Origin of the sequence: Arthrobacter sp. NtRootA1, from assembly GCF_019976975.1 — a bacterium.
GTDB classification, from domain to species: Bacteria; Actinomycetota; Actinomycetes; order Actinomycetales; family Micrococcaceae; genus Arthrobacter; species Arthrobacter aromaticivorans.
The window spans coordinates 5,146,782-5,164,650 of sequence record NZ_AP024630.1; the positions used below are offsets into that span (position 1 = coordinate 5,146,782).

Sequence of the window (17,869 nt, forward strand, 5' to 3'; positions counted from 1 at the left end):
GAAATGAGCGATTCTGCTTTTATCCAAGCAGTGGCATCAGAGAGTGGACTCCTGGCGGAGCATCCGCAGCTCGCTGACCCCGCCGTTTTGGAGCTGCTTGAACAGTTCTACGGCCTAAAGGGAATGCTGGTCAGGATTCCCACCGAGAAGGACGAGACTTTCCGGCTCCGGGATGGGGACGAAACGTATCTGGTGAAGATTTCAGCCCCGGATGAGGATCCAGTGATCGTCCACCTTCAAACGGCTTGCATGGAGCATTTGGAACGGACTGCCCCTGATCTTCCAGTCCAGCGTCTTGTCAGGAGTCTTGGCGGAGAGCCGCAAGTCCTCATTCCGGCCCCTGCGGGAGCCTTTGATCGGGTACTGCGGGTGATGCGGTTCCTGCCTGGCGACTTGCTGGCCAATCAAGACGCGTCGGCCGGCCAGCTTCGATTGGTGGGCTCAAGCCTGGCCCGCCTGGGGATTGCTTTGCAGGATTTCGATCATCCTCGCGCCAACCGTTTGCTCCTCTGGGACCTTAAGCACTTCCACCGGATGCGGCCCTTGCTTGACTACGTGGAGGACCAGGAAAAACGATCCCTCGCGGAGGACATTTTCGATCAGTTCGACGAAAAAGTCGTTCCGCTCCTCGGCACCCTGACCTCCCAGGTTGTCCACGGGGATTTCAGTCCGTTCAATGTCCTGGTCAACCCCAGCAGGCCCGATTACGTGACCGGGATTATCGACTTCGGGGACGTCGTGCGAACCCCCGTAATCTTCGACATCAGCGTCACCATGGCCAACCTGCTGGGGGCCGACCCGGCCAGCCCCTGGGAGCACGCACTCCACGTCATGAACGGTTATCGAAGCATCCACCCCTTGCCGGGGCAGGAGTTGGAGGCCCTGATCGTCTCTGCCCAGGCTCGCCTGCTGCTGCGGGCCCTGATAACCCAGTGGCGCGCAAGCCAGCTGCCGCAAAGGCGCGACTATCTCCTCTCCCACTCAAAACCCGATTGGGACCGGCTCGCCTCCACCGCCGCGGCGCCGGCACCAGAACTTTCTTTCACACCATGAACCCACCGCCGAGCCCCCAGGAGAAACCATGGACCTCTCTTCCCAAATAATCCGCAAACCGTCCAAGGCCATGGTTAACGGCTTCGATCCCAGCCGCTTGGACGAGCTCCCGGACCAGATGCAAAAGAGCATTCGACGCCGGGACAAGAGCCTGGGGCCCAGTTACAGGCTCTTTTACGACGAGCCGCTGGAAATCGTTCGCGGCAAGGGCGTCACGTTGTTTGACCGGGACGGCAATGAATATCTCGACGTCTACAACAACGTTCCCTCTGTCGGTCACGGCCACCCGCGTGTCATTGAAGCTGTACACCAGCAGATGCAGACGCTGAACACGAACACCCGCTACGTCCAGGAGTCCATCCTGGATTACTCGGAGCAGCTCCTTTCAACGTTCCCCGCCGAACTCGGCCATGTCATGTTCACGTGCACCGGTTCAGAAGCCAATGACCTCGCGATGCGCGTCGCAAAATATGTGACCGGACAGCAGGGCATCATCGTCACGGCCGGCGCGTACCACGGCCTTACTGCCGAGGTCTCGTCGTTCTCACCTTCCTTGGGCAAGGGTGTGCCCCTGGGTGCGAACGTGCGGGTTATCGACGCCCCTGACGCCCTGCGCTATTCATCAGATCAAGCCCCGCTGCAGGATCACCTGCGGGCCCAGGTGCGGGCAGCCATCGCTGACCTGCACCGGCACGGTATCGGAGTGGCTGCTTTCATCGCCGACAGCATCTTCTCCTCCGACGGTGTCTTCGCTGGCCCGTCAGGCTTCCTCCGCCCCATCATCGAAGAGATCCATGCCGAGGGTGGCCTGTACATCGCAGACGAAGTACAGCCGGGATTCGGCCGGACGGGTGAGGAATGGTGGGGCTTCCAGCGCCACGGAATCGTCCCCGACATCGTGACCATCGGCAAACCCATGGGTAACGGCATTCCCGTAGCGGCAGCAATCTTCAAGCCCGAATTGCTGCAGGAGTTCGGGAAGAACATCCGCTACTTCAACACCTTCGGCGGAAATTCAGTAGCCATAGCGGCAGCCCAGGCCGTTCTGGACGTCATCCGGGAGGAATCACTCATAGAGAACGCTTTGAAAGTTGGCGGAAAGATCCTCACCGGCCTGAAGGACCTCACCCGGAATCTCGACCAGGTGGCAGAAGTACGCGGTAGCGGCTTGTTCATCGGCGTCGACCTCGTGACCGATCGGTCCACCCTCACTCCAAACGGGGACGCCGCCGCCAGCATAGTCAATGCCCTCCGGCAGGACCGGATCCTGATCTCGGCTTGCGGCGCGCAGGGCAACGTCCTGAAAATCCGTCCGCCAATGCCCTTTTCCAGTGACGACGCCGATCGCCTGCTTGAAGGAATGGGCCGTGCCCTCAAGGCACTGCGCTAAGGCGCAACAACAAACAGGCCGGCCTGGCGCCGGCACCAAATGCTTGGGGATTGTGCCTTCCACTGTGAAAGCACTCTGTGTATTACACCAGCCGAAATCACTTGAAGGGTTGCACCATGAAGACGACACACAAGATCCAAACAGCCGCTGCGGGGCTCGCTGTACTGTTGGCCCTGACTGCATGCGGTGGTGCCGCAACAGGGACTGAAGCGACGGAGATTCCGAAGACACAGAACACCCGTGACATCTCAGAGGGTGTCCAACCGGACGCCGCGGCGGTGGCGTTGCTGCCGAAAGCCGCCAAGGACAAGGGCGAGCTGACGGTCGCGATGGACCTCAGCTCCCCGCCGATGACGTTCCTCGCCGAGGACAACACAACCCCCATTGGCGTAAACCCGGACCTTGCCCGTTTGGTAGCAAAGAAGCTGGGCCTGAAGCTGAAGTTCGAGAACACGGCGTTCGACACAATCATTCCCGGCATCGACGGCGGCCGCTACGACTTCACCGCCACCACCATGTCCGCTACAGCCGAGCGGCTAAAGGTGTTGGACATGATCAACTACCTCAAGGGAGGCTCGGCCGTAGCCGTAGCGAATGGCAACCCGCTCAACCTGACCAATGACACGCTCTGCGGCAAGAACGTTGGTGTGACAAAGGGCTCAACACAGCAACTGAAGCACCTGCCCAATGTCTCGGAGTGGACCTGCACTTCCCAGGGCAAGCCGGCCATCAACGCCATCACCCTGCCCAACGTCCAGGAAGCCCTGACACAACTGGACTCCAAGCGGATCGACGCTGTCTTTTACGATGCCAGTGCCCTGGCCTGGGCCAACGACCAACAGCCCAACCACTTCACCACCTTGCAGCCGCGCATGGATACCCGCACTGACACCAATGTCGCCATGGGCCTGAAGAAGGGGTCACCCCTGACCCCGGCACTCCAGAAAGCAATCCAGTCGGTTCTGGAATCCCCGGAATACAAGAAGTCCCTGGACTACTGGGGCCTGGGAGAATCAGCTATTACTGAGGCCAAGATCCGCTAGAACCCGCCCGGTCACGTCCTGGCCTCGCTCTGATACCTCATTAAGGTTGTGCTATGCGTACCAACCCCACCGCACGCGACTACACCAAGGCTTCGGTTCTTGATGCTCTCCTTTCAGAGGCACCCTTGACCCGTACCAGGCTCATCGAATTGACGCGATTGAGCCAGGCCACGGTATCCCGGAAGGTGGATGAGCTTCGTTACGACGGTTTCGTCGTCGAACAGGGAGTCAATGCGGTCGCACGCCGCGGCCGGCCCTCCACCTATCTGGATGTGCCCGGTACGGCGGGGCATGTTGTGGGCATCTCGTTCGGGGCGCGGACCACATGCGTCCTGGTGACGGACCTGCGGGGCCGCGAGGTCAGGCACGTGATTGTTCCCAGCCGGGAGGGCGGCGATATGGAAGCCACTTCCGAGTGGCTGCTGGACTTGGTAGTGGACACCAGCAGGTCCGCCGAGGGGCCACTTCGCCAAATCGTCGCCGCCCTCCCTGGACGCGTCCGGACGGAAACGGCCCTTCTTCAAAAGACGATCGAAGATCGATTGAATGCTCCCCTGCTGCTGGAGAGCGATGCCAGTGCGTCGCTCCGGGGGATTCTGGAGGAAGACGCGACCATAGGAAATGCTGTTCTCTTCATGCTGAGTACGGAGCTGAGCTTCGCCAGTTGCACGGATCATGAAATCGCAAAGGGCCGAACTTCGGCTTTTGGCCACCTTGGTGAGGTTCTGTTCTCCGGTGTTGGCAACGAGACACTCGAGGGACTGTTAAGCACCAAGGGATTCGTCCAATTCGCCAGGGGACGGGGACTGGACCTGGACGACATCCAGGCGCTCTGGTCCCAACCGAAGGATGCGGCGTCCCGCGCGGAAGTGATGGAGGCATTTACGACGGCGGTGGTCGCCGCCGTCGGCGCCGTTGCCGTGACGCTTGACCCCGAGTCTGTATATTTCGTGGGCCGCCTGAGTCCGCTCGTGGACGAAGTCCTTCCCGAGGCACGCAGGCGGCTGGCACAAAGCCTTCCGGTAGTCCCCGGGATCACCGTGGTGCCGCAAGTCGTCGGACTCTCGGTGGCCCAAGGGGCGGCATATGCAGGACTGGCGTTGGTCCAGTCCCGGCTGCGGGACTCCATGCTTGAGGCCCAGTAGCAACCATGTAATGAACCCGGGCTGTCCTGGATAGTTTTTTGCTTCGGGGCAACAAAAACCGTTGACAATCTACAACCGAGACCAGTATTGTCGACAATCGACGGCACTTCACAAGGCGCTCTCGTCGACAATCGACGAGAGCAATCAAAATCAAAACTGGAGGAAAAAATGGCATTCGACATCAAGCCGAAGTTCGCAACATTCGACATGAACGGAACACTCATCAAGTTCGCTATCGCCGACGCGACCCGTGCGGTCCTGGGCGAACGCCTGCCGGCGGAGCTCGCCGATGAATACCTGCAGGCCACCAAGGCATACCGGATCGATGAGTGCATGGGCGATTACAAGCCCTTCCACCAAATCATCGCCAACTCCATGGAACGCGCCTCACGCAGGCTCGGCCTTGAGTACCGCGAGGCCGACGCAAGGGCGGTTTACGAAATTGTCCCCACGTGGGGCCCCTACCCAGGTGTGACCGAGGCCCTGAACCGCCTCGCCGAGGCAGTCCCCCTGGTCATCATTACCAACAGCGACACGGTGCACGCTGAGCGACTTTCGGAAAACCTCCAAGCTCCGTTTGCAACCGTCATCAGCGCCGAGCAGATGGGCATGTACAAGCCCCGGCTCGGAGCCTTTGAGTACATGTTCGACAAACTTGGCGTCACGCCCGACGAGGTTGTCCACGTCTCTGCGAGCCCGATGTACGACCACCGGTCCGCAGCCACCATGGGCATCAAGAACAAGGTGTATGTGGACCGTGGCTTCGAGCATGACGAGCACTGGCTCGGCTACGAGCGGATCACCGACATCGCCGAGCTCCCCGTACTCTTCGGCCTGCCCCGTCCCGCTGCTTCCTAAGAAAGACCCGATTACAGATGAGCGTCACTATGGCGGGCTCGGCTTTGGATCGGCTCCGGGCCCTTGGCCTGGAGCTTCCAACCCTCGCTGACAGCCCTTATTACGTGGACCACCGCGAGGTGGGTTCCAGTATCCACATCGCCGGCCAACTACCTTACAAGGACGGTGTGCTGCTGGGCCAAGGCATCGTGGGGCGGGACGTGGGGCTGGAGACAGCGCGGGAGCTGGCCCGCCATGCCGCGCTCAACTGCCTCGCCGCGGCTGTGCAGGCGGTGGGAGACCTGGACCGGGTCCGGATCGTGCAGATGCTGGTGTTCGTGGCCAGTACACCGGATTTCGGTCTGCAATCTCGGGTCGCCAACGCGGCCAGCGAATTGCTCATCGAGGTGTTGGGGGAGAACGGACGGCACGCCCGCACCGCAATCGGCGTCGCCGGGCTGCCGGCCAACACTCCTGTAGAGATCCAGATGATCTGCACAGCCGCTTAGCCGCGGACATGTTGGCGGCAAAATTCATGAGGAGAACAGCGTGAACCGTATCCAAGGAGCACTCAACGCTCTGGTCGAGCGGGTCGACACCCCGGCGCCGATCGTGCTGGCAGACGTTATGCAGGACAACATCGATCGCATGCAGGGCTTCGCCGACCGCCAGGGACTCAATGTCAGACCGCATGTAAAAACGCACAAATGCGTCGAAATCGGCCGTCGACAGGTCAAGGCCGGAGCTGTGGGAATCACGGCCGGCAATGTTGGTGAGGCCGAAGTCTTCGCCGCAGCGGGCTTCGACGATATCTTCATCGCCTACCCAATCTGGCCTTCGGGGACGAAAGGCCTGCGCATCCGCAAACTTGCCGTAACCACCCGGCTACGAGTCGGCGTCGACAATTTCGCGGCGATCGATGCCCTCGCTGATGCGATGGGATCTGAGGCCGAACGGCTGCAGGTTGTCATCGAGGTGGACTGCGGTGCGCGGCGTTCCGGCGCACCACCCGAGTTCGCCGGCGAACTCGCCGCGGCCGCCCGCCGGCGGGGGCTGGTGCCGGTGGGTGTCTTCACCTATCCAGGTCATGGAAGTGCCAGCCCGGACTCCCGCCAGCGAGCCGCGATGGACCAGGAAGCCGCCCTCACCACAGCGGTGCGGAGCTTCAGCGCGGCGGGCATCAGCGCAGACGTCGTCAGCGCGGGCTCAACACCCACCGTTGAGTACTCCACGAGCAACGTGATCACCGAAATCAGGCCAGGCGAATACGTGTTCAATGACTTGAACAACGCGCGGCTCGGGGCATGCACGGAAGATCAGATTGCCCTGTTCGTCGCCGGCACGGTGGTCAGCGACTGGGTTCCCGATCAGGTCATTCTCGATGTGGGCACCAAAGCTCTCAGCCGGGAGGGCAACCCGCAGATCGGCTATGGCGCCGTCCCCGGCACGTCGGCGGTTCTGTCCAAGCTCAACGAATACCACGGGTTCCTTCCCCTCCCGGCCGGCGATTTCCAGCCGGGCGTTGGCACGGTGCTCCCGATCGTGCCGAATCACGTCTGCCCGGTGGTGGTCAATTTCGAGGAGTACATCGTCACTGACAGCACGGGAACATCGCTGGAACGGTGGCGGGTGGATGCCCGCGGATTCCTCAGCTGATTCGTGGGGGCCGTACCCGCCGAACCCCAGCCCGCAACCAAGCAACTTACCGTAGAAGGACTGACCACCATGAGACTTGATAAGACCACTGCTGTCATAACCGGCGCCAGCAGCGGAATCGGGGAAGCAGTGAGTTCCCACTTCCGCCGCGAAGGCGCCCGGCTGCTGCTCACCGGGCGCAGGGAGCAGCTCGATAGCGCCCAAACTGACGACGTGTACGTCCCCGGAGATCTAAATGACGAGGCATTCGTCGAAAGCCTCGCCCGTCAGGCTGCCGAAGCGTTCGGCACCGTGGACGTCGTGGTGCTTAACCATGGCCTGCAGGTAAGCGGCCCGCTGACGGAGATGGCGTATGAAGATGCCAAAAACGTGCTCCACAGCAACCTCCTCAGCGCCTTCCTGATGATGAAGCATTTTGCACCGTTGATGCCTGCTACGGGAGGCTCGTTCGTTTTGGTCGGTTCACGGCTGGGCATGGTTGGCAAGCCCGATGAAGTCCTCTACTCCGCGGCCAAGGGCGGCCTCATCATGCTCGCCAAGGGAGCCGCAATCGAGTGGGCCTCACGCAACATCCGCGTCAACGTCGTCGCACCGGGGCTGACCGTCACCCCGGTCATAGAGGCATCGTTCCAGCGCCGGCCCGATCCCCAGGCGTACCGGGCAGAACGCGAGGGCCAGATCCCACTCCGGCGCCTGGCAACTCCCGAAGAAATTGCCGACGCCATACTTTTCATGGCGTCTCCGGAATCGTCCTACATCACAGGCGCCGTACTGCCCGTCGACGGCGGCTACACCGCTTTCTAAACAGCACACCGCCTTCCACTGGCTCACCAACTCCCCACAAAGTAGGACAAAGATGAAAGCCCTCACAGCAACACCCCGAAACGGAGACCTCGGCTTCTGGATGGCCGGACTCGCGGAAAACCGGCCAACGTACCCGCGTTTCGCAGGCGAGGGGACCGTGGACCTGGCAATCATTGGCGGTGGGTACACAGGCCTCTGGGCTGCCTACTTCGCCAAGAAGCTCGAGCCCTCACTGTCGGTGGCGGTTTTTGAGGCAGAACAGATCGGCTACGGAGCCTCCGGGCGAAACGGCGGCTGGCTGTCCGCCATGGTTCCCGGCAACCGGGCAACATTTGCCCGCGTATCCGAAGGCGGGCTGGACGCAAGCAGGGCCTTCCAGCAGGAGTTCATTGCCGGCGTCGACTCTGTCCTTGGCATTCTCCAGGCCGAGGGCATCGATGCGGACCAGCACAAGGGCGGCGCGCTGGTCGCCGCCCATACCAAGTCAGGGCTGGGAAGACTGGTCACCAGGCGCGACGCCGACCTGAAGTATGGCGTGACTGAACACGAGGTCCATCTGCTGGACCGGGACGAGTTCCAAAGCCGCGTCAACATCTCCACCGTCCACGGAGGGCTCTTCTACAAGCACTGTGCCCGGATCCAGCCGGCCAAACTTGTCCACGGCCTCGCGGACACCCTGACGGCCATGGGGGTGAACATCTACGAACGCAGCCGGGTAGGCAGCATCGATGGCTCCACCCTCGCACTCGACCATGGGCGGGTGACCGCAAGCAAGACCTTCATCTGCACCGAAGGGTATTCGGGACAGCTGCTTGGCAAACGAACGCTGATACCGATCAACTCCTCGATGATTGTCACCAAACCGCTCTCTGACGACGCATGGCAACAGATTGGATGGAACGGGCTGGAGTGCCTCAATGACTCCGCGCACACGTTCATCTACTCCCAACGCACAGCTGATGGCCGCATCGCCATTGGTGGTCGGGGACGGCCCTACCGCTACGGCTCCGGCACCGGAGGCACCGGCGCTACTGCCCAGTCAACGATCGATCTGATCTCTACCAAACTCCGTTCCTTCTTCCCTGGGATCCAGTTCGAAGTGGACCACGCCTGGTCCGGAGTCCTGGGCGTCACCCGTGACTGGAACGGGGGCGTCAATTGGGACCAGGCATCCGGAATCGGATCGTCCACCGGCTATGCCGGACACGGTGTTACAGCCGCCTACGTGGGCGGGCGAACGCTCGCGGAACTGGCCTTCGAACGGGAAACGGAAAGGACCACGCTCCCCTGGGTTGGCTACCGCGCACGGAAATGGGAACCGGAACCCATTCGCTGGTTGGGTGTTCACGGCATGTACCGGCTTTTCGGTCTTGCTGATCAATGGGAAGAGCGCAAGGATTCAACCAAGACGTCCCTCCTGGCCAGATTCGGCAGCAGGCTCGCCGGACTGCACGAATAGGGCACCATGCAAAAACCTTCATTTGAAACGCCCGCGGAGGTACACCATGAAGACCAAAAACAAGATCCAGGCTGTAGCCGCTGGGTTTGCAATGCTGCTGGCCCTCACCGGCTGTGGCGGGACAACAAGCACCGCCCCAACAGATCCGAAAACGGCCGACATCTCCGAGGGCGTCCAGCCTGACGAAAAGGCCGTGAGCCTGTTGCCAGCTTCCTACAAGGACAAGGGCGAACTGACAGTCGCGATGGACCTGCACTACCCGCCGACGACGTTCCTCGCTGAAGACAACTCGACGCCGATCGGCCTGAACCCGGACATCGCCCGCCTCGTGGCAAAGAAGCTCGGCCTGAAGCTGAAGTTCGAAAACACCGTCTTCGACACGATCATTCCTGGCATTGACGGGGGCCGCTATGACTTTACGGTCACCACCATGGCACCGACGCCGGAGCGGCTGAAGGTCCTGGACATGATCGACTACTTCAAGGCCGGCAACTCAGTGGCCGTGGCCGCGGGTAATCCTTTGAAGCTCACCAACGAAACCCTGTGCGGCAAGAATATCGCCGTCACAGCCGGCTCCACAGGTCAACTCAAGCGCCTCCCTGCCCTTTCGGAGCAGACCTGCACCTCCAAGGGACAGCCCGCGATCAATGCCGTGACCCTGCCCAACGTCCAGGAGGCCCTGACACAGCTGGCGTCCAAGCGGGTCGATGGCATCCTCTATGACACAACCTCCCTCGCCTGGGCCGAGAAGCAGCAGCCCAAATCGTTCACCATCCTGACTCCGCAGGTCAACGTTGGCTCCAGCGACCTCACCGCTATCGGCCTGAAGAAGGGCTCTCCCCTGACCCCCGCTCTCCAGGCCGCCACCCAGTCCGTCCTGAACAGCCCGGAGTACAAGAAGTCCCTCTCGAATTGGGGCCTCGAATCCGGTGCCATCACCGATGCCAAGCTCAACTAGGAGACGTTCTCCCCTCATGCAAACCCTTAATCACAGAAGCATGGGCTTTGTCCGCGAAACAGCCGACAGCCTGCTGTTCATGAATGCAGATTCCGAGGTGCTCTGAGCCATGGACGGAAAACTGGCCGTCATCGGCCTGGGCAGCATCGGAAGCATGGCACTCTGGCAGGCCTCGCGTCTTTCCGATTCCGTGGTCGGTTTCGAAGCACACACCCCGGCCCATGGACGCAGCGCCGTAGGCGGGGACACCCGGCTGTTCCGCATGATCTACCGCGGCAGCCCCGCGCAATATCCCATCCTGGAGCGCTCACGGGATCTCTGGGCGGAACTCGAGGCAGAAACGGGACAGGACATCCTCACCCGCTGTGGCGGACTCTCCATGGGCACCACCGATGGGCCATACCTCCGCAGCATTCTGGAGACTGCCCGGATCAATGGGGCTGCCCACCAGATCCTGAGCCGTGAGGAAATGGCCGAACGTTACCCTCAGCACAACCTCCGTGCTGACGACTCCGCGGTGTTCGACCCCAACGCCGGCGTCCTGCGGACTGACCGGGCAGTAACGGCAGCCGTTGCCGCTGCACAAGCGAACGGGGCAACAGTCCTTGGCAACACTCCTGTTACCAGCATCCGGGAAACCAACGACGGCGTTGTCCTCACCTCCGGAGACACCTCCTGGACCTTCGAGAACGTCATCGTCGCCTCAGGGGGTTGGTCCCGGCGTCTCATGCCTGATTACCTGAAGCCACACACCGAAACGCGCAGGGTTTTCCTGAGCTGGTTCGTTGCCCGCGACGCAGCGCAGTTCACCCCGGAGAAGTTCCCCACATTCAACCGGATGTACGAGGACCGCTCCATGTACGGGGCACCCGCCGTGGACGGCGTTACAGTCAAAGCCACCCTGGACGGCCGGGGCACCGTGACAACGGACCCCGATGCTTTCCCCAGGGAACTCTCAGCAGCCGAAATTGCCGACACTTTGGGAACCGTCACCGAATTCCTGCCCGGCCTGGTTCCCAGCATCGTCCGCTCGGACGCCTTCCCGGATCTCTACACCGAGGACCGCAATCCGTTGTTGGGCTGGTTCGGCGGGTCCAGCAGGATCTACTGCGCCACAGGCTTCTCCGGAGGCGGATTCAAAAATGCCACTGGCTTTGGTCACATCGCCGCGTACGAGGCGCTCGGCAAACAGTCGCTCGACGGCTTGGAATTCGTTCGCCCCGAACGGTTCAGGACGAGCTAGCCCGGTATAATCGACAATCGACAAGGGAGGCGGAACATGGACCGCAAGTTCACGTGGCAGGAACAGCGGACGACGACGCCGGATGGTGTCTACCGCGTGCTCCGCACCGCCATCCTGAACGGAACTGTGCCTCCCGGGGAACAACTGCGCGAGACACATATCGCCGCCGACCTCGGTATCAGCCGATCCCCGCTACGTGAGGCGCTGACAAAGCTCGAGGAAGAAGGGCTAGTGGTAAAGGTCCCCTTCCGGGGATCCTTCGTCGTAGAAGTCAGCGCCCGTGACGTCGCAGAAATCGCGTCGGTCCGCGTACTCGTCGAGCCCTATGCTGCCGAGCTCTCAGCCCCCACGCTGCGGGGTCCCGAGCGGCTCCGTCTCAAGCAGACCATCGAGGAACTGTACCGGGCCACCGACACCAATGACATCCCAGCCAGCATTGACGCCCACCTTCGTTTCCACAGGCTCTTCTACGAATTTTCGGGGAACACCGCCCTGCACAACATGTGGAACGGGTGGGAGAACAAGTTGCGTCTCTACCTGGCGGTCGATCACCGTACCTATAGCGACCTGCACGAGATCGCTGTTGAGCACGAGAAATTGGCTGAGCTAGCTCTGGCCGGAGACTTCGATGCCTTCCGCCAGGAAATGGTCAGTCAATTCCAGAATGCTCTCCACGAAGAACCTTTACAGCAGAAAAGCCCACAGCAGACGTAAACCGGCTTTCCGCGAGGCTGGCTCGGGCCCTGCCTTAGTCCACGAACTCCGACTGCGTCTCAATGAAGTCCCAATCCTGCACCGTCAGCACCCCACTGACTTTGTCTGGATGAGGGCCCCCAGCCTCGGCAATGTGCTGCAGGACCTGTAACGGAAGTTCCTCGGCACGCAGGTTTTCGCGTAGCCACTCCTTGCTGTCCATGTGCAAGTCCAGCCACCACATGAAGATTTCCATCGCAGACCACCTCTCCTCGGATTAACCGTAGGCCGGGGCCGGGTCGTCTACAAGGGCCGCCACTCTGCAGATGTGGCTCCACGAGCGCAGGGCTATCAGGGTCTTGTGGGGAGCCGGGCTGAGGGCCAATCTGTACGTAGGGATATCCGGCGTGCTCTTGACCCAGACTCCGGATGCCCCTCGCACAAGGGATCCGCGATGGACTGTGACATCGAGCTGGAGATCGATACCGGCTCTGCACGCGGCGAATACACGGTGCACGTGGTCCGTGCTCCGGCGGGAGGCCACGCTTCGGGGATGTTCACCTTGGACGTTGACGGCATCCTGGACCGGCTGCCCCAACTTGAAGCGACCGTTCTTGCCTCCGCGGTGGCGGCCCGCCGCACCATGCCCGTGGCCGAGATGGCAGTCCGCGAAGTTGGCCAGCAGTTGTTCCAGGCCTTGTTCACCCGCGAGGTCTACGGCACGTACCGGGCCAGCCTGGGCGCGGCCCAACACGCAGGCCAGCAACTGCGTGTGGTCTTGCGCCTTGCCGCCCCGGAATTGGCTACCATGCCGTGGGAGACCCTCTTCGATCCCGAAACCGAGACGTACCTCTGCCAAACAGAACCCCTGTTGCGGCACATCCCTGCCCCCGACTACAACCAGAACCCGCTGGACGTGTCTCCTCCCCTGCGCATCCTCGGCATTGTTGCCTCACCTCGGGACCTCCCCAAGCTGGACGTCGACGCCGAAAAGGACCACTTAAGTAGGGCGCTGGCGGGACCCGTTGCCGAGGGACGCGTGGAACTTGTCTGGTCCAGGAGCGGAACCTGGGATGACGTGCAATCCATGTTGCTTGCCGGTCCATGGCACGTAGTCCACTTTGTGGGCCACGGCGACTACGATTCCCGCACAGACGAAGGCAGGATCGCCCTCGTCGGGCCAGACGGCAGGGCGGCAATGGTCCGCGCCGTGCGGCTCATGGCATTGCTGAGTGTTGCCGCTCCACGTCCGCGGCTGGTTGTGCTGAACTCGTGTTCCTCCGGGGAGATGAGCCAATCCGACCTCTTCTCCGGCACCGCGTCCTCCCTGGTCAGGAGCGGGATTGGCGCTGTCGCCGCAATGCAATTCGCCATCAGTGACTCCGCTGCCATCGCCTTCGCCCACGGCTTCTACGCCGCGATCGCCAACGGTCGAACGGTGGACGAGGCAGCACGTGTCGGCCGGATCTCGGTCATGGCCAGCCCGGACGGCACACTCGAATGGGTCACCCCCGCCCTCTACGTCCGGGGCGGCTCCACTCAACTCTTTACGCTGCGCGGCACGCCACGCGCAGCGGCTTCGGAAGCACGTTCGACGTCGGCGCCCACCTCGAGCGGGCAAGCCGGCCAAGCCGCTGTCCAGACGCCGGCGCCCACCCCCGGCTGGCAAGCGTCAGTCCCGCTGCAGGCCCCGGCAAGCTCCGGCACAGGGAGCTCCGGTACGAAAGACGACGCTACCGCGAAGGCGGCACAAACCAACGCCGACCAGGCCATGAAGCGAGCCCAATTGCGTGCTCTTTATGTCCAGGCGTCCGCGGAGTTAAGGGCACGGCGTTTCGAGCAAGCCGTTGAATTGTTCGATGACCTCCTGACGTTGGAGCCCGGCTACCGCGACGCCACGGCGCTAAGGGAGAGCGCACAGCACCGGCTGGACATGTCCCGCATATACCGTGAGGCCCTCGCCGCTGAAGAGGCCGGAGATTGGCTGGCAGCGGCGGACGGCTTTGCCCTGGTTCAGGAAGATCGGGAGTTCCCCGAGGCAGCACGCCGCCGTCAGGACTGCGAGCGCCGTCAACGTATCTCCGACCTCCAGGGCGAACTCCGCTACCACTCGTCTTTGGGCTCATGGGGAGCCGTGGTTGATGTTTCAGCCGAACTTGCGACGCTAGACCCGAACGCGGCCGACCCAGACGGACTTGCGAGCGCTGCAAGGGCTGAGATCGAGAAGGCGAAACCACCAGAACCGGAGCCTGCAAAGCAGCCTTCCCCCGACAGGGAGCCACAGGGCTCGTACACCGCAGCGGACCTGCATCCGGAGCCCCGGCGGGCAACGGCAACCCCCGCAGCGCAGAGACCGGCAGCCACCCAGGTTCCTGCGTCGGGGACTCCATCCGCGAAACCGCCGCAACCAGCACTTGCCTGGACACCGCTCGCGTGGGGTGGCGCCGCGCTGGCACTGGCAGGGCTGCTGGGCACGTTCATTGTGGTGTTCTTCATGTGGTTCGACGAGAACTATTGGCAGGACAACGGCGGTGACATCGTGCTCCGGATCCTGTACGGCCTGCTGGCACCCCTCGGTTATCTGCTGCTTATGGTCGCCGGGCTGCCTGAGCGGACCCTACAAGCGCGTCTTGCGATGACCGGCGTCGTGCTTTCCGCCGCGATCTTTGGGCTCGCGGGCTTGAACTACACGGTGGAAGTGACCGCCGTCGTGGCCAGTTTTATCCTTGCCGCCTTCGGACTTTGGGCGGGCATCCTGGCTCTGAAGGACCCGGCGAGGCGAACGTTTGCGTGGCTCCTCCTGCTGCCCACGGTGTTGCAACCGATCATCTGGATCCAAGGGAAAGGCGTGTTCATGGAGAGCTGGTACATGTCGCAGGCGCTGCCGTTGCTGCTGCATCTGATGCTTCTTTGCGCGGTGGGCGTGGTGTTCGTCGTGATGGCACGGCGGCTCCGCACCGTCCCTGCAGCGGGACCTGAAGCGGGGCCTGCTGCTAACGCGGGAACCTCGCCATGAGCCGGCTGGTTGAGTTCACCACCGACGACGGCGGCACTGTGGTTGTGGAGGTCGCGAGCACAGCCGGGAGTATCGTGACCCGGGGTGGCGATCACGCAGGGGATTATTCCGGCGTCTTCGCGAGGGCCCAGCAGACTTTCCAGCGGGCCTTGGAGCATGTCCGGCCCGCAGTCCAGGGCGTGATCGATGAGCTATTGAGCCTTGAGAACCGGCCCGACGAGGTCAGCGTGGAATTCGGCATAGACCTCCATGCCGAGGCCGGGGCTTTCATTGCATCGGCCAGCACTGCGTCCAACTTCAAGGTGCGGCTGACCTGGAACAAACCGAGCGAGCCCTGAAGGGCGCCAAACAGCCTGTTCAAGGACACCTCGCGGCGCAACAATAGGGTATGGCTGCGGAGAATTTCAGCGGACGGATTCCTTTGGTTGTCGGCGTCTTGCCCGACCAGCATGTGGAGGTGCTGCAAACGGCCCGGACGCTGGCGGAGCAACTCGGGGTGCCCCTGGTTTGCGCGTACGTGGACGAGGCCAGCTACCTCGTGGAATGGGACCCGGCGCGCGAGACACACCGGATGTCGCTTCATCCGGAGAAGGATGACGAGGATGTCGCAGCTGTACGAAGTGATCTGGGCAAGCTCATTGGCGACGCCATGGATGGTGGCTCGGCGGATTGGACTCTGCGGTTGCTGGCTGGAGATCCCGCGCGCGCCTTGGGCCGACTCGCCGAGGACATCCATGCCTCGATGATCATTGTCGGCACGCCGGAGCCTGGCCTAGGACATCGCATTTCCGAGGCTTTGAACGGCTCTGTGGCGGCGTGGCTGAGCCACCACCAACGCCGGCCCGTGCTGATCGTGCCGCAGAAAAAGCCGCAGGAAGCTGCCCGTAAAAACTAAAGCGAAAGTACTTATTCGAGGTGGTGGCAATGCCGTCCCGCCCAACGTAGAGTGATTACTGCAGGACGGCGAAAGCACCTGCTCAAAGACCGCTCCGGAGTGCGTATCCCCCAATAACGCACTCCGGAGCTCTTTGTTTAACCGGCGCTGGACTCCGCAGCACTGTAGCTTCCCGACCCTCTTTGGCACGCAAACAGTCCCGACACGCCGTCTCTCTCGGCATGTCGGGACCGCTTTGCTTTCAAAGTAGGTCGTGAAGCTACGCCTACCGCACGAACGTGTACAGCAGCGCCGCCATCGCGAAGCCCACAATGGACAACACCGTTTCCAGGACCGTCCACGTCTTGAGGGTGTCCTTGACGGACATGTTGAAGTACTTGGAGATGATCCAGAAGCCGCCGTCGTTGACGTGGCTGGCAATGATGGAGCCGGAGGAGATGGCCACCACGATCAGGGCGAGCTGCGGCTGGGAGTAACCGGTCGCCAGGCTCGGGGCCAGGATGCCACCGGTGGTTACAATCGCCACGGTGGCCGAGCCCTGCGCAATGCGCATACCCGCACTGATCACGAAGGCGGAGAGGATGATCGGCAGGCCGGCCTGGGCCAGCGAGTCCGCCACGGCCTTTCCTACACCGGTAGCCGAGAGAACCGCGCCGAAGAAGGCACCGGCGCCAACAACCAACAGGATCATGCCCACGGGACGAAGCGATGAACCCGTGATTTCGCTGAGCTCGGCGGAGGTCATGCCGCGTCGGATACCCAGGAGCCACATGGCCAGCAGCACGGCGACCGTCAGCGCGATGGCCGGGTTGCCGAAGAACTGGAGCACATCCCGGAAAACACCGGGAGGAGCAAAGATGTTGCCGAACGTGCCGCCAAGGATGAGGATCATGGGCAGGCCGATGGCCAACAGCACCAGTCCGATGGACGGCTCGTGGCCGCGGGCTTCCTCGGCCTCGGGAACGATCCGGTCCTCAGGCACGGAAACCATCACGCGCTTGCCGATCCACGTGCCCCACAAAATACCGGAAGCGAACCAGGCCGGGATACCGCAGATGAGGCCCATGAGAATGATCCAGCCAAGGTCAACATGGAACAGGCCGGCGGCAGCAACGGGCCCGGGGTGCGGTGGCAGGAAGGCGTGCGTCACGGAAAGGCCGGCCAGCAAAGGAAGTGCGTACAGTGCCAGCGACTTGCCACCGCGAATTGCAGCGACGTAAACCAGCGGCGCCAGGACGAAGATGCCGATATCGAAGAACACGGGAATACCCAGCACAAAACCGGTGATGCCCATGGCGAGCGGGGTGCCCTTTTCTCCGAAGATCTTCACGAGCCGGCCGAGCAGCACTTCCGCGCCACCAGACCGTTCGAGGATCGCACCGAGCACTGTACCGAGGCCGATGATCACGGTGATGTGGCCAAGGATTCCAGCGAAGCCCTTCTCAATCAGGGCGTCACTGCTCTTGGTGGCCGAGCCGACCAACGCTTCCACTGAGACCCCACCCACCAAGGCCACGATCACGCCGGTTCCCACCAGGGCGATGAAGGGTTCGAGCTTGACCTTGATGATCAGGAACAGCAGGAGGGCGATGCCCGCGCCTGCCAGGAGGAGCAGGCCGGCGGTGTCGTGCCGCAGCCATTCGAGGAATTCATTCATGGGGGGTTTCTTTCTGGGTG

General features: G+C 62.2%; 17 protein-coding genes. 15 read left to right on the forward strand and 2 right to left on the reverse strand.

From position 1 onward, the window contains the following. Positions 1-3 precede the first annotated feature (3 nt). From LDN90_RS23515 to LDN90_RS23570, 12 genes are all read left to right on the forward strand, one after another. Positions 4-1,053 carry a phosphotransferase gene (locus tag LDN90_RS23515; protein WP_223947351.1) on the forward strand — a complete coding sequence of 350 codons (1,050 nt, stop codon included), beginning with the start codon at positions 4-6 and terminating at the stop codon, positions 1,051-1,053. A 28-nt stretch (positions 1,054-1,081) separates the two neighbouring features. After that, a complete protein-coding gene (locus LDN90_RS23520; RefSeq protein WP_223947352.1) occupies positions 1,082-2,443 on the forward strand; it encodes an aspartate aminotransferase family protein in 1,362 nt (453 codons plus the stop codon). Between the two features lie 116 nt (positions 2,444-2,559). Then, on the forward strand, positions 2,560-3,486 hold the full coding sequence (locus LDN90_RS23525) for an ABC transporter substrate-binding protein (protein ID WP_223947353.1): 927 nt from the start codon (positions 2,560-2,562) through the stop codon (positions 3,484-3,486). A gap of 53 nt (positions 3,487-3,539) precedes the next feature. Beyond that, a complete protein-coding gene (locus tag LDN90_RS23530; RefSeq protein ID WP_223947354.1) occupies positions 3,540-4,631 on the forward strand; it encodes a helix-turn-helix domain-containing protein in 1,092 nt (363 codons plus the stop codon). A gap of 168 nt (positions 4,632-4,799) precedes the next feature. Next, complete coding sequence (locus LDN90_RS23535; RefSeq protein ID WP_216924611.1) at positions 4,800-5,489, forward strand: haloacid dehalogenase type II; 690 nt, start codon at positions 4,800-4,802, stop codon at positions 5,487-5,489. 17 nt (positions 5,490-5,506) lie between these two features. Next, positions 5,507-5,977 carry a RidA family protein gene (locus tag LDN90_RS23540; protein ID WP_216924609.1) on the forward strand — a complete coding sequence of 157 codons (471 nt, stop codon included), beginning with the start codon at positions 5,507-5,509 and terminating at the stop codon, positions 5,975-5,977. Between the two features lie 40 nt (positions 5,978-6,017). Beyond that, complete coding sequence (locus tag LDN90_RS23545; protein ID WP_223947355.1) at positions 6,018-7,124, forward strand: alanine racemase; 1,107 nt, start codon at positions 6,018-6,020, stop codon at positions 7,122-7,124. Positions 7,125-7,193: 69 nt separating this feature from the next. Then, positions 7,194-7,928, forward strand: a complete 735-nt coding sequence (locus LDN90_RS23550; RefSeq protein ID WP_223947356.1) for an SDR family oxidoreductase — start codon at positions 7,194-7,196, stop codon at positions 7,926-7,928. Positions 7,929-7,980: 52 nt separating this feature from the next. After that, positions 7,981-9,387, forward strand: a complete 1,407-nt coding sequence (locus LDN90_RS23555; protein ID WP_223947357.1) for an FAD-dependent oxidoreductase — start codon at positions 7,981-7,983, stop codon at positions 9,385-9,387. Positions 9,388-9,433: 46 nt separating this feature from the next. Beyond that, complete coding sequence (locus LDN90_RS23560; protein WP_223947358.1) at positions 9,434-10,345, forward strand: ABC transporter substrate-binding protein; 912 nt, start codon at positions 9,434-9,436, stop codon at positions 10,343-10,345. Positions 10,346-10,454: 109 nt separating this feature from the next. Continuing rightward, a complete protein-coding gene (locus LDN90_RS23565; protein ID WP_223947359.1) occupies positions 10,455-11,588 on the forward strand; it encodes an FAD-dependent oxidoreductase in 1,134 nt (377 codons plus the stop codon). 36 nt (positions 11,589-11,624) lie between these two features. After that, complete coding sequence (locus LDN90_RS23570; protein ID WP_223947360.1) at positions 11,625-12,302, forward strand: GntR family transcriptional regulator; 678 nt, start codon at positions 11,625-11,627, stop codon at positions 12,300-12,302. A gap of 34 nt (positions 12,303-12,336) precedes the next feature. Here LDN90_RS23570 and LDN90_RS23575 read toward each other — a convergent pair whose 3' ends face one another. After that, entirely contained in the window at positions 12,337-12,537 is a 201-nt protein-coding gene (locus tag LDN90_RS23575) for a hypothetical protein (RefSeq protein ID WP_223947361.1), read from the reverse strand. 198 nt (positions 12,538-12,735) lie between these two features. On the opposite strand from LDN90_RS23575, the gene LDN90_RS23580 reads away from it, so the two are divergent. From LDN90_RS23580 to LDN90_RS23590, 3 genes are read left to right on the forward strand one after another with little or no spacing between them, the layout of a single operon-like run. Then, positions 12,736-15,297 (forward strand): CHAT domain-containing protein, encoded by a 2,562-nt coding sequence (locus LDN90_RS23580; protein ID WP_223947362.1) that lies wholly within the window; start codon positions 12,736-12,738, stop codon positions 15,295-15,297. Then, positions 15,294-15,635 carry a CU044_2847 family protein gene (locus tag LDN90_RS23585; RefSeq protein ID WP_216924593.1) on the forward strand — a complete coding sequence of 114 codons (342 nt, stop codon included), beginning with the start codon at positions 15,294-15,296 and terminating at the stop codon, positions 15,633-15,635. Before LDN90_RS23580 ends, LDN90_RS23585 begins: the two co-directional genes overlap by 4 nt. Positions 15,636-15,685: 50 nt before the next feature. Continuing rightward, positions 15,686-16,192: a universal stress protein gene (locus LDN90_RS23590; protein WP_216924592.1), complete on the forward strand. Its 507-nt coding sequence runs from the start codon at positions 15,686-15,688 to the stop codon at positions 16,190-16,192. A gap of 265 nt (positions 16,193-16,457) precedes the next feature. Here the strand turns inward: LDN90_RS23590 and LDN90_RS23595 are convergent, their stop codons facing one another. Continuing rightward, positions 16,458-17,849, reverse strand: coding sequence for a gluconate:H+ symporter (locus LDN90_RS23595; protein WP_216924590.1), 1,392 nt, complete (start codon positions 17,847-17,849; stop codon positions 16,458-16,460). Positions 17,850-17,869: the final 20 nt, after the last annotated feature.